Consider the following 12,095-nt stretch of genomic DNA (forward strand, 5'->3'; position numbering starts at 1 on the left):
ACTATAAGGCCTTTAGACGTAGGTAGAAAGGTTAATCCTTCACATAACAATTAGGAATTAAAATGGTTTTCCATAAATTTGAATAGTGTTATTATGTCATAACGAACTCAAACTAGAGGTATATTATGACAACCATTAAAGTGACACCAGAACAGCTTATGTCTGTCTCCAAGCAGTTTGAGTTAGCACAGCAAACGGCAACTCAAATGAATAGTAACTTAGTACAACAAATTTCATCTATGGGGCAATTGTGGGAAGGACTGACTAAAGAGCACTTTTACTATTCCTTCCAAACCTCTCAGAAGAATATGAATGACTTTGTTACCTTGACGGATTCTATTGCTAGGGAATTACGTCACCATGCAGATAAATTCAGATTAGCAGATTTGATGGAAGCAGGTAACATTGACGCAAGTTGTTTACCACCTCCACCGAATTCATGTGCTGTTCCTGCTCCAGATACACGAAATGCATTCCAGAAATCAGTAGATAGCTTAACTGAACTAGGTCAGGATTTTGTAGACGCTAATTCAGTGCGCTATGAGAAAAAGTTTGATTCAGTTTGGAGCTTCTTAGATTATATGTCCTATGGTATTCCAAAAGGAATGTATCAAGGATACATGGAACGGGCAGCTAAACAAAACGATTCATGGAATGACATGCTCAATTTCGGTACATTTGGAGTAACGGGTATGATTCAGGGAGCATTTAATCCTACCAATGCGTGGTCAAAGGAACACTGGGCTAATATGATCGGTACTGCTGGATTACTTGGAGGAGTTAGTTCAGTAATTAAACCTAAAATTGGGTTATCGGGGTCTGTAAAATATACTCCGTTAAAAGATGGAACTACCCGAATAATAGAAGGTGCGGACAATACAAGAAAAATTATAGATACTAATGGCCTGCGTAATGAAGTGCCTTTAACTGAAGCACAAATTGGAAGTTTAACTCAGTATGCAAAAAAATAGGAATGCCAGAAGAAAATATCCGTGTAGCGGGGCCTAATGATACTTCTCCTACAGGATTATTATTCGATACGATTCTTAATATAAATAATGATGTACTTCCTTCTAATGCCACAGGTAAATTAGCAGCTAATAGCCGGATTACTGGTCATGGAACAATAGCTCATGAAGTTGTCGGGCATTATGAAGCAGGACTAGCCGGAAAATCCTTTCAAGTTATGGATGATGAATTTAATGTTATAACTAGGAACTTTGCACTTGACGAAGCTCAAGCAAGTATCCGAGCTGCAAGATTTGCTCCTGACTTGACTCAATTAGAAAGAATCATGCTTTTAAGAGATGGAATTACTAGATTAAAAAACGAAGGTATCAAAATTAGGGAAGTTAAAGATATACTGTTCATACATGAACGTTAGTTAGAATGGAGATGTTCTTTTGGAGATTATGAAGTTAGACGATATCATTAAAACACCCAATAAAGGAATTATTTTAGTTGGAACAAATATTGAATTAGATAAGCCGGATTATACCAATTTGAAAAGTTTGATAGGTTCAAAAATACAAGTAGATAAGTTAGATGGGACGAAATGTGAACTGGACGTATTGGATATTAGCATTTCTTTTTCCATTGCTAACCTTCCACTCATTGGTATTAGTGTAAAGGATTCGGAAAATATTAAAGATATAAAAAAGGGGACAAAAGTAGTGCAATTACTGTAGATTTATAATGTATTGCGATTTTCATAAAATAAATTAAGGCATCTGAAAAAGTGGAGTATGCGAATCGCATACTCCTATCTTTATTTATAGTGTTGTAAATATAAACAATGAACTTACGCCTACAAAATATTTAAACAACTAAACGAAAAGAACATTGTACTGAATTTTGCCCAAAGTTAGGAGGCCCCCTCGAGTTATAGTTATTCACCATGATATTTTGAACGTATCCACGAGCGTCCACACTTACCCGGAAATGCTGCATAAAATATCCCGGGTGAACAAAGAGGAGGTGCATGTAATAACCATGATACACATGGAAACCGTACAAGTGGGTGAGCATACATTTATCGGAGTCGAAGTCAAACTGCCTAAAACAACGCTGCTGACTATCTCCAACTCCCGTGGTTACATCATGTGTGGTGCACTGGATGTTGGACTGCTCAATGAGCGGCTGGCGGATCGGAAAATTCTTGCCGCACGAGCTGTAGGGGTAAAAACGCTGAAAGAATTGTTGGAAGCGCCGATGGAATCGGTGACGACAGAAGCGGAGCAGCTGGGGATTAAGCCGGGGATGCCAGGCTACGAAGCATTATTGAAACTGGTGTAATGAAGCCTATGTGCATATGTTGCATAAAAGTAGAGGAACAAGAACCGAAAAAAACCGGACTTTTTGGCTCCGGTTTTTTTCTATGAAAAGTTCTATTCTATCGAGAAGAATTTTTTGAATTATATACGAACTATATGATCTGTAAGAACAATTATTCGGCAAACAAATTGGTCAGGCTCTCGCTAAAGGGTGCTTGCACAATTCCTTTTTCGGTAATGATGGCGGTAATGTACTCATGAGGTGTAACGTCGAAAGCTGGGTTGTAGACTTTGATGCCCTGCGGGGCGGTCCTTTTACCAAAGCTTTCGGTAACTTCCTCCGCAGAACGCTCCTCGATCGGAATATCTGCGCCTGTTGCGGTCTGCAAATCAATGGTAGATAGTGGGGAAGCGACATAAAAAGGAATGCCATGCGCCTTCGCTAGCACAGCTAGACTGTAGGTGCCGATTTTGTTGGCCACATCTCCATTAGCAGCGACTCTATCTGTGCCGACAATAACGGCCTGTACCCATCCTTTGGACATCACCATGCCCGCCATATTGTCACAGAGCAGGGTGACATCAATGCCTGCCTGCTGAAGCTCGAAAGCGGTCAGCCGCGCACCTTGCAGCACAGGGCGGGTTTCGTCGGCAAATACTTTGAGGTGGATGCCGTTCTCCTGCGCAAGGTACATCGGCGCGAGCGCTGTTCCGTATTTGGCTGTCGCCAATCCGCCTGCATTGCAGTGAGTGAGTACGCCCATCCCGTCCTCGAACAGAGGTAAAGCATGGATGCCGATCTGGTGACATACTTCTTCATCCTCTGCCTGAATGGCTATGGCTTCACGCTCCAGCCCGGCATTCCAGTCTTCGACCTGGCCTCCGCCAGCTTCAACGATGAGTTCCCCGGCCCGCTTCTTCATGCGGTCCAGAGCCCAGAACAGGTTCACGGCTGTCGGCCGTGAGGTAGCCAAATGTCCGCACACGGCATGTACATGCTCCAGCCACCCAGCAGCGTCGGTGCCGTCGTAGGCGGTAGCTCCCAGCACAACGCCGTAGGCCGCAGCCATCCCGATGGCGGGCGCACCGCGTACCTTCATGGTATGTATGCCATCCCATACTTCATCGACCGTGAATAAATCCAGCATGACAATCGTTTCGGGTAGCAGGCGCTGATCCAGCATGGACAAATGGTTACCTTTCCACACCAGCGAAGATAGAGCCTGCCTGGACACTGCAGCTTTCCCGGAGGTTACGGGTGCCGAATCTTTTTTTTCACTCATATTCATTAAGCTCCTTTAGTTTGGGCAGCTGTTGCTGTCCGAACAATGTCTCCCAGTTCCCGAATCGAATGAAGCTCGCGATTGCGAAGAACCAAGGATTTACCGATAGATAACGCCAGACGTTCCGCAGCTTCCTTGATAGCAGGATCGGCAATGGTGTCGATATCTGCCACATGCGACAGGCTGATGATACGGCGAATCACTTTGCACCCTGCAAAACCAATCGTATCTTGCAGCACTTTCTGGAGATACAAGTCCTGATATCCAGCTGTACGTGCCATATGGTCGGTGACATGCTCGTCCCACAGTTTACGGAACCTACCCTCAAACTGCTCCCATACCTGAATGGCAGTCTCTAGAAGCCAGTCACGTCTTTCCTTTAGAGCTTTCTCGCCAGAGGTCCATCCGGGCTGAGCTGCGTAGTTCAACAGCAGATTGGCGATCACCGCTCCGATATCAAAGCCCATGGGTCCGTAGTAGGCAAATTCAGGGTCAATGACTTTAGTCGATTCGGTCGTTACGAAAATGCTGCCAGTATGAAGGTCACCGTGCAGAAGCGCTTCTGTCCGCGTCAAAAACTTTTCTCGCAGCAATGCCACTTCCAGGTGAAGCACTTGATCTGTACGTAATGCCTCTGCTTCGTCTTCGATGTAGGCACCATAGTTGTTATTGTCTGAGAACCGATACGGTTCATCCAGAATCAGATCTTCAGTTATTTTGCAGAGATCTGGGTTGATAAAGCGCTTAACCAGATCTTTTTTGTCCTGCTGATTCATGCCCAAATCTGAGGTGAAGAAGAGCGTGCGTGCTAGAAACTCCCCAATATGATTAGCGAAATATGGATAGGTGTTTCCTTCTATTAGTCCCTTGCGCATGATGGTGTGTGAGCTAAGATCCTCCATCACGGTCAACGCAAGCTCATCGTCATACGCCAGTACCGCAGGAACCAATTTGGGGCAAATATGGTGTTCCTGCTGAAGTGCCTCGCGTTCAATACGGGCACGATCCAGTGAAAGCGGCCAGGATTCACCCACAATTTTTACATAGGGAAGTGCCTGCTTGGCAATGATACTCTTGTTAGATTCAGAATCCGTAATGTGAAAAACCAGATTTAAGTTACCATCACCGATTTCTCGGCATTCCAGACGGGCATCCTGACTAAAAAATCCGGGGATGTTCTTCACGAATTCGATTGCTTCTTCGGTCGTTAAAGGATGATATTGGGACAACGAAGTCACCTCCATAAATTGTGCGCATGTAAATAGTTCAAAAAATATCACAAGATTAAACCAAGTATTTTGATAGGATAGAGAAAGTATAACGAAAATCATTGAAGTTTTGTACATTTTTTTTATGGGGATTGAAAGAGGAAGAAAGGAGTACTCTTCTTTTTGTTTCGACTCCGTATAGAGAGGGTAAATATGAGACAGACGTCCGGCAGGTGATATTAGGATGCCCGCTGGCGTCTTACCGTCAGCAATGACGGTGATGGATACGTAAACGTTCCTGAAAATCAATTTGATGAAAAAGGAAGGGATTTATGATGGCTAAAACAACAAGTAACTCGAAAAATACGCAAACCAAATCGGTGGAAGAACTTTTAAACCGTCAAGTCGCTAACCTCAATGTGTTATATGTAAAAATTCATAACTATCACTGGTATGTGAAAGGCTCCAGTTTCTACACACTCCATGTTAAATTTGAAGAGTTATACAATGAAGTGACATTGAAAATGGATGAGATCGCGGAGCGTTTGCTCGCGTTGAAAGGTTCTCCTTCCGCAACGTTGAAGGAATACCTGGAGCTGTCGTCGATTCAGGAAGCAAACGGCAACGAAGATGCTCCCAAGATGGTACAAACCTTGATCGAGGATTTTGCAACTGTATGCGAGGAGTTTCAGGAAGGTATCGAACTGGCGGAAAGCAATTCCGACCAGCCAACTGCAGATTTGCTGATCGGTTATAAAGCGGATCTGGAGAAACATATGTGGATGCTTCGCTCTTATTTGGGCTAATTGTCAGAATTTCGATTCATCACTTATGTCTAGTTCGGTGAATTTAATTCCACTCCATAGTGATGGGGTTACGCGCTGAAATAAACCCTTTACATGTAAAACGCTACTGACGTCATGCTGTCAGTAGCGTTTTTATGGCTGAAAAGAGATCATGCATCTCATGTTTTTAGTACAAATTTATAATAATATGGCCATTCGTAGGATATATTTTGCCATTTGTGTGCTTGGTAGGGTGAACATTTTATGAAGAAAGTTGGATAACGTGTGTCTGTTGGTTGCACCCTTCAAGATATTTATTATAAAATAGCTTGAGAATCATTGAGAATCAGTTTAGAATGATTATAAATAAATTTTTAAATATTATGTTTGCTTGAAATCAGGGGGCTCCCCTGTTTAAATATACTTTCTGATTTCGACACCACACTACATTTTTTGGAGGGTATTGCGAATATGGCTACAAACTTTAAGATTGAAGGTCTCAAAGCGACCATTGAAGGCAAGGAAATTTTGAAAGGTATTAACCTTGAAATGAAGGGCGGAGAAATCCATGCCATCATGGGTCCTAATGGTACGGGTAAAAGTACACTGGCGTCTGCTTTGATGGGTCATCCTAAATATGAAGTCACAGATGGTAAAGTAACTTTGGATGGAGAAGACGTGCTGGATATGGAAGTGGATGAGCGTGCACGTGCAGGATTGTTCTTGGCGATGCAGTATCCGAGTGAAATTGCAGGGGTAACGAACTCCGACTTTTTGCGTAGTGCGATTAACGCACGTCGTGAAGAAGGACAAGAGATTTCCCTGATCAAGTTTATCCGTCAAATGGAAAGCAAAATGAAGGAGCTTGAAATGAATCCTGAGTTTGCTCACCGTTACCTGAACGAAGGCTTTTCTGGTGGTGAGAAAAAACGGAATGAAATTTTGCAAATGATGATGATTGATCCGAAAATTGTCATTCTTGACGAAATCGACTCCGGTCTGGACATCGATGCTTTGAGAATCGTGGCTAACGGTGTGAACGCCATGCGTTCCGAAGATCGTGGCTTCCTCGTGATTACTCACTACCAACGTCTGTTAAACTACGTTAAACCAGATTATGTACATGTGATGATGCAAGGACGTATCGTTAAATCCGGTGGTCCTGAGCTTGCTGAGCGTCTGGAAGCAGACGGTTACGACTGGATTAAGGAAGAGCTGGGTATCGTTGATGAAACTGTAGGACAAGAGGCGTAAGCCGGAAGCGAGGAGGAAAACTGATGACTACACAAACAATCCTTCCGGTAGATTCCGAGCAACTGCGTGTTCTGTCCGAACGTAACGGCGAGCCGTCTTGGCTGGCCGAAGACAGACAAAAAGCACTTGAGCTTGCAGGCAAACTGGAGCTTCCGGTATTTGAAAAAACAAAAATCGAACGTTGGAATTTAAACGATTACGGTCAACATAAACAGAGCGAGGCCATTGCATCGCTAGAGCAGGTTCCTGCAGCCATTGCTGATCTGGTCAAAGAGCAGCAGGAGGGCGGTCTGATTATTCAGCGCAACTCCGGCGCGGTATACGTGAAGCTGAGCGAGGAACTGGCGGCGCAAGGCGTTATTTTCACGGATTTGCAAACGGCGGTTAAGGAACATGCAGATTTGGTTAAAGCTCATTTGAACACAGTCATTAAGGCTGAAGAAAATTCATTGTCTGCATTGCATGCAGCACTTTGGAACGGTGGAGTATTTGCTTATGTGCCTAAAAACGTAGAGCTGAACGTTCCGCTTCAGGCTGTTTTCCTGACGGATGATGCGACTGCAACGTTTGCGCCGCATGTGCTGCTTATTGCCGAAAGCCATAGTTCCGTGACGTACGTAGACAACTATGTATCTGCGGATTTGGCGGCACCTGTTCTTCATAACGGTGCGGTAGAAGTTGTTGCAAATGCAGGAGCTAAAGTACGTTATGCGACAGTTCATCAGTTTGGGGAGCAAGTAACGGATATTTCGATTCGTCGTGCCACGTTGGGAAATGACGCAGCTATCGAATGGATTGTGGGCGAAATGAACAACGGTAATACAGCAAGCAATACCATGTCCGTGCTCAAAGGCAATGGCTCCAATTCGGATGCCAAGATCATTGCTGTAGGTTCTGGCTCACAAAAACTGAACTATACGACACAAGCACAGCATTTTGGTAAAAATTCCGCCAGTCAGATGATTACGCGCGCAGTAATGCGTGAAGAAGCGTCTTCCATCATTAACGGAATTACAAAAATTGAAAAAGGTGCTACTAAAGCAGACGGTCAGCAAACGGAACGTGTTCTGATGCTCAGCCCGAAAGCGCGTGGTGACGCTAATCCGATCCTGCTGATTGATGAAGATGATGTAACGGCAGGTCACGCAGCATCGGTTGGTCAGGTAAACCGTGAACAAGTGTATTACTTGATGTCCCGCGGGATTAGCCGTGCAGAAGCTGAACGTCTGATTATTTATGGCTTCTTGGCACCTGTCGTATCTGAAATTCCGCTTGAAGGACTTCAACATCAGCTGCAAAGCCTTGTTGAAAGGAAGTTAGGCCAATGAATACTGCATTGATCCGTGAACAGTTCCCGATTTTACATCAGGAGATTAACGGTCATCCGCTGGTTTATTTGGATAATGCGGCCACTTCGCAAAAACCGCTGGCGGTCATCGAGGCGATCAAGCACTACTACGAATATGATAATTCAAATGTTCACCGTGGTGTGCATACCTTGGGTAGCCGCGCAACGGATGCTTATGAAGGTGCGCGGGAGAAGGTAGCCCGCTTTCTGAATGCAAAGCGCAGTCAGGAAATTATTTTTACAAGAGGAACAACAACGGCGCTGAATCTGGTCGCTTCTTCCTATGGCAGGGCTAATTGCCAGGCAGGTGATGAAATTGTCATCACACAAATGGAGCATCACAGTAATCTGATTCCGTGGCAACAGGTAGCCAAAGCCACAGGCGCGACTTTGAAATATATTCCACTTCAAGAGGATGGTAGCGTTGATCTTGCTGATGTGGAGAATACGATTACAGAGAACACTAAAATTGTAGCGATTGCGCATGTCTCCAATGTGCTTGGTGTTGTGAACCCTATCAAAGAGATTGCAGCTATTGCGCATCGCAAAGGCGCAGTCATCGTTATAGATGGTGCACAAAGCACACCACATATGAAAGTAGACGTGCAAGACATCGACGCTGACTTTTATGCCTTTTCGGGTCACAAAATGTGTGCTCCTACTGGGATCGGAGCACTGTACGGCAAGAAGGCGCTGCTGGAAAACATGGAGCCCATTGAGTTCGGCGGTGAAATGATCGACGATGTGGGATTGTATGAATCCACATGGAAGGAGCTGCCTTGGAAATTCGAAGGTGGAACCCCGATTATTGCCGGAGCCGTTGGCTTGGGAGCTGCCATTGATTTTCTGGAAAGCATCGGACTGGACGCCATTGCGCAGCATGAAAGCCGTCTGTCCAACTATGCCCTCAAACGTCTCCGTGAAGTGGAGGGGTTGACTATTTACGGACCTGCAGAACGTCATGTCGGGCTCGTAACCTTTAACCTGGATGATGTGCATCCGCATGATGTAGCTACTGTACTGGATAGCAAAGGGGTGGCTGTACGTGCAGGCCATCATTGCTGCCAGCCATTGATGCGCTGGTTGAAAGCCAGTGCGACTGCACGTGCCAGCTTTTACCTCTATAACACGGAAGAGGAAGTCGACGCTTTGGTCAGCGCCTTAATCCAAACAAAGGAGTATTTTGGCGATGCAACTTGATGACTTGTACCGACGCGTGATTATGGATCATTATAAAAATCCGCGCAATCGCGGACGTTTTGAGGAAGATGCCGTTACGGTGGATTTGAATAATCCTACGTGTGGTGACCGGATTTCTCTTCAACTCAAAACGAAAGACGGCGTGGTCGAAGATGCCCGTTTTACTGGCGAAGGCTGCTCGATTAGTATGTCCTCAGCTTCGATGATGACAGAAGCGGTCAAAGGAAAAACGATTGATCAGGCACTGGATATGGCGAGCCGCTTCTCTTCTTTAATGAAGGGAGAAGCCGTCGAATTCGATGATTATGAAGAATTGGAAGCTTTGTCAGGCGTTAATAAGTTCCCGGCCCGCATCAAATGTGCAACACTGGCTTGGAACGCGCTGCGCAAAGGGATTGATGAAGATAAATAATTTAAATAGAACAGAGGAGGTTTGAGAAACATGGCCAAGAAAGCACCGGAAATGGAAGAGTATAAATATGGCTTTCGTGACGAGCACAAGTCCATTTTCCAAACAGGTAAGGGTCTCACTCCGGAAATTGTAAAGGAAATCTCCAAAATTAAGGATGAGCCAGAATGGATGCTGGAGTTCCGTCTGAAAGCACTGAAACAGTTTGAAAAAATGCCAATGCCAAACTGGGGCGGAGATATGGATGAACTGGATTTCAACGATATCCAGTACTATGTAAGACCTTCCGAGAAACAAGGGAAGACATGGGAAGAAGTTCCGACGGAAATTAAAGAAACCTTTGATAAACTGGGTATTCCTGAGGCGGAGCAAAAGTTTTTGGCTGGTGTATCTGCACAGTATGAATCCGAGGTTGTCTACCACAGTATGCAAAAGGAACTGGAAGATCAGGGCGTTATTTTCATGGATACCGATACGGCGTTGCGTGAGCATCCTGAGATTCTAAAAGAGTATTTTGCAACAGTTGTACCTCCTGCGGACAATAAGTTTGCAGCACTGAACAGTGCGGTATGGTCAGGCGGGAGCTTCATCTATGTACCAAAAGGTGTGAAATGTGAAGTTCCATTGCAGGCTTACTTCCGTATCAACTCGGAAAACATGGGTCAATTTGAGCGTACGCTCATTATTGCCGACGAAGACAGCTTTGTGCATTATGTAGAAGGCTGTACGGCTCCAATTTACAGCACGAACTCGCTGCATAGTGCGGTGGTCGAAATTATTTGTAAGAAGAACGCACGTGTTCGTTATACAACGATCCAGAACTGGGCACCAAACATCTATAACCTGGTAACCAAACGTGCGGTTGCGGAAGAAAATGCAACGATGGAATGGGTCGATGGTAACATCGGTTCCAAGTTGACGATGAAGTATCCAGCCGTTGTATTGAAAGGCCGTGGAGCGAAAGGGATGGTCCTGTCCATCGCTGTTGCAGGCAAAGGCCAGCATCAGGATGCAGGTGCGAAAATGATCCACTTGGCACCAGACACCACCTCCACAATTGTATCCAAGTCGATCAGTAAGCACGGCGGTAAAGTAACGTATCGCGGATTAGCTTCATTCGGTCGTCAGGCTCAAGGTGCAAAATCAAATATCAAGTGTGATACGTTGATTTTGGATAATCAATCAACTTCAGATACTATTCCTTATAATGAAATTATGAATGACGACATCACGCTTGAGCACGAAGCAACAGTTTCCAAGGTATCGGAAGATCAGCTGTTCTATCTGATGAGCCGTGGTTTGACTGAAGCAGAGGCAACGCAAATGATCGTTATGGGCTTTATTGAGCCGTTCACCAAAGAACTGCCGATGGAATATGCGGTAGAGATGAATCGTTTGATCAAGTTTGAAATGGAAGGTTCCATCGGTTAAAACGCAGTACCCTTGGTGTGATAAGGTTCTTAAGGTAATCTAAAGCTGTTAAATTGGAGTCGTGCCGATTTATGCTGACTCGGATTTTCTCTAGTATAGAAGGCGAACTTTTTAAGTTCGTCTTCTTTTATTTTTTCTGTGATGCCTAAGTCCATAAGCCTTTTTTCTACTACATAAAAAAATTTATGCTTAGGACCGCAGATACTTGCCTAGCACTTATGTATGTTTGCTTAATAGGATGTTGTGAGTGACATAAACATAAGGAGGCATACCAACAGATGCAGAAGAATAAAACTGGAGTGGAGAAGAAAAACCTCTCTTCTAAACAGACACAGAGGCATGTACATGAATTTGAAGGTAGTACCAAACTGGCTGAAGAAGGCGCAGACCGACATAACCACCGCTTTGCAGGTGTTACTGGGCAAGCGATTCGAGTTGGAAGAAGTCATGTCCATGAAATCGATCTTACAAAAACTGATTTCGTGAACCACTTTCATAATCTGAAAAAAATTAGAACAGGACCAGCTATTCCAGTCGGAAATGGAAAACACGTACATTTTGTTACGGGCCAAACTACATTAAATGATGGTCATGTACACCAGTTTAATTTTGCAACATTAATTCAGGCACCTCTTATTTAATGACGGTGGTTTGACCGAAGCTGAGGTAATGATTGTTATAAACAGCTGCTCATAAAGAATGAGAGCATCGTCTTCGATTTTTCGGTGATGTGTAAATTACTCGAAATAAATCAAAAAGCTCTGCTAACCATAAATGGGAACTGACCCCATAACGTGAGACAAATCAAAACACCTTCAAGAGAATCAAGCCATGTCGTAAGATATGGAGATAACCTTGGAGGTGTTTTTACGTTGGCAACGAGAGTTAGCTATCCAGTAGAAGT

11 protein-coding genes and 1 pseudogene are annotated in these 12,095 nt (G+C 44.4%); 10 read left to right on the forward strand and 2 right to left on the reverse strand.

From position 1 onward, the window contains the following. The first annotated feature begins 125 nt into the window (after positions 1 to 125). The 3 genes and pseudogenes from WA407_RS12340 (at position 126) to WA407_RS12350 (ending at position 2,295) form a co-directional block, all read left to right on the forward strand. Positions 126 to 1,384, forward strand: a pseudogene (locus WA407_RS12340) (WXG100 family type VII secretion target). A gap of 19 nt (positions 1,385 to 1,403) precedes the next feature. Beyond that, positions 1,404 to 1,688, forward strand: coding sequence for a hypothetical protein (locus WA407_RS12345; RefSeq protein WP_336077459.1), 285 nt, complete (start codon positions 1,404 to 1,406; stop codon positions 1,686 to 1,688). 304 nt (positions 1,689 to 1,992) lie between these two features. Beyond that, on the forward strand, positions 1,993 to 2,295 hold the full coding sequence (locus WA407_RS12350; RefSeq protein ID WP_235307946.1) for a YunC family protein: 303 nt from the start codon (positions 1,993 to 1,995) through the stop codon (positions 2,293 to 2,295). A gap of 151 nt (positions 2,296 to 2,446) precedes the next feature. Here the strand turns inward: WA407_RS12350 and mtnA are convergent, their stop codons facing one another. Together mtnA and mtnK are read right to left on the reverse strand one after the other, a co-directional pair. Then, positions 2,447 to 3,556, reverse strand: coding sequence for an S-methyl-5-thioribose-1-phosphate isomerase (gene mtnA, locus WA407_RS12355; RefSeq protein ID WP_336077460.1), 1,110 nt, complete (start codon positions 3,554 to 3,556; stop codon positions 2,447 to 2,449). A 5-nt stretch (positions 3,557 to 3,561) separates the two neighbouring features. Continuing rightward, positions 3,562 to 4,785 carry an S-methyl-5-thioribose kinase gene (gene mtnK / locus WA407_RS12360; protein WP_235307947.1) on the reverse strand — a complete coding sequence of 408 codons (1,224 nt, stop codon included), beginning with the start codon at positions 4,783 to 4,785 and terminating at the stop codon, positions 3,562 to 3,564. A 314-nt stretch (positions 4,786 to 5,099) separates the two neighbouring features. On the opposite strand from mtnK, the gene WA407_RS12365 reads away from it, so the two are divergent. The 7 genes from WA407_RS12365 to WA407_RS12395 all read left to right on the forward strand — a co-directional run bounded on the left by WA407_RS12365 (position 5,100) and on the right by WA407_RS12395 (position 11,832). Next, complete coding sequence (locus tag WA407_RS12365; RefSeq protein ID WP_069291579.1) at positions 5,100 to 5,570, forward strand: Dps family protein; 471 nt, start codon at positions 5,100 to 5,102, stop codon at positions 5,568 to 5,570. A 450-nt stretch (positions 5,571 to 6,020) separates the two neighbouring features. Continuing rightward, a complete protein-coding gene (gene sufC / locus WA407_RS12370) occupies positions 6,021 to 6,803 on the forward strand; it encodes a Fe-S cluster assembly ATPase SufC (protein WP_029516585.1) in 783 nt (260 codons plus the stop codon). 23 nt (positions 6,804 to 6,826) lie between these two features. After that, a complete protein-coding gene (gene sufD, locus WA407_RS12375; RefSeq protein ID WP_235307948.1) occupies positions 6,827 to 8,131 on the forward strand; it encodes a Fe-S cluster assembly protein SufD in 1,305 nt (434 codons plus the stop codon). Then, positions 8,128 to 9,351: a cysteine desulfurase gene (locus WA407_RS12380; protein WP_235307949.1), complete on the forward strand. Its 1,224-nt coding sequence runs from the start codon at positions 8,128 to 8,130 to the stop codon at positions 9,349 to 9,351. The genes sufD and WA407_RS12380 overlap by 4 nt, the downstream gene beginning before the upstream one ends. Continuing rightward, positions 9,341 to 9,763, forward strand: a complete 423-nt coding sequence (sufU, locus tag WA407_RS12385; RefSeq protein ID WP_235307950.1) for a Fe-S cluster assembly sulfur transfer protein SufU — start codon at positions 9,341 to 9,343, stop codon at positions 9,761 to 9,763. The genes WA407_RS12380 and sufU overlap by 11 nt, the downstream gene beginning before the upstream one ends. A 30-nt stretch (positions 9,764 to 9,793) precedes the next feature. After that, positions 9,794 to 11,191, forward strand: coding sequence for a Fe-S cluster assembly protein SufB (sufB, locus tag WA407_RS12390; protein ID WP_013309556.1), 1,398 nt, complete (start codon positions 9,794 to 9,796; stop codon positions 11,189 to 11,191). A gap of 278 nt (positions 11,192 to 11,469) precedes the next feature. Then, a complete protein-coding gene (locus tag WA407_RS12395) occupies positions 11,470 to 11,832 on the forward strand; it encodes a YmaF family protein (RefSeq protein WP_235307951.1) in 363 nt (120 codons plus the stop codon). Positions 11,833 to 12,095 lie beyond the last annotated feature (263 nt).

The sequence above is a fragment of the Paenibacillus sp. 203 genome, assembly GCF_037027525.1.
In the GTDB taxonomy this organism is placed as follows: Bacteria; Bacillota; Bacilli; order Paenibacillales; family Paenibacillaceae; genus Paenibacillus; species Paenibacillus polymyxa_B.

Bases quoted from the DNA above. Each gene is read 5' to 3' on its own strand.
- WA407_RS12350 (WP_235307946.1), top strand. From the start codon at position 1,993: ATGATACACATGGAAACCGTACAAGTGGGTGAGCATACATTTATCGGA.
- mtnA (WP_336077460.1), bottom strand. From the start codon at position 3,556: ATGAGTGAAAAAAAAGATTCGGCACCCGTAACCTCCGGGAAAGCTGCA.
- WA407_RS12365 (WP_069291579.1), top strand. From the start codon at position 5,100: ATGGCTAAAACAACAAGTAACTCGAAAAATACGCAAACCAAATCGGTG.
- sufC (WP_029516585.1), top strand. From the start codon at position 6,021: ATGGCTACAAACTTTAAGATTGAAGGTCTCAAAGCGACCATTGAAGGC.
- sufD (WP_235307948.1), top strand. From the start codon at position 6,827: ATGACTACACAAACAATCCTTCCGGTAGATTCCGAGCAACTGCGTGTT.
- WA407_RS12380 (WP_235307949.1), top strand. From the start codon at position 8,128: ATGAATACTGCATTGATCCGTGAACAGTTCCCGATTTTACATCAGGAG.
- sufU (WP_235307950.1), top strand. From the start codon at position 9,341: ATGCAACTTGATGACTTGTACCGACGCGTGATTATGGATCATTATAAA.
- sufB (WP_013309556.1), top strand. From the start codon at position 9,794: ATGGCCAAGAAAGCACCGGAAATGGAAGAGTATAAATATGGCTTTCGT.
- WA407_RS12395 (WP_235307951.1), top strand. From the start codon at position 11,470: ATGCAGAAGAATAAAACTGGAGTGGAGAAGAAAAACCTCTCTTCTAAA.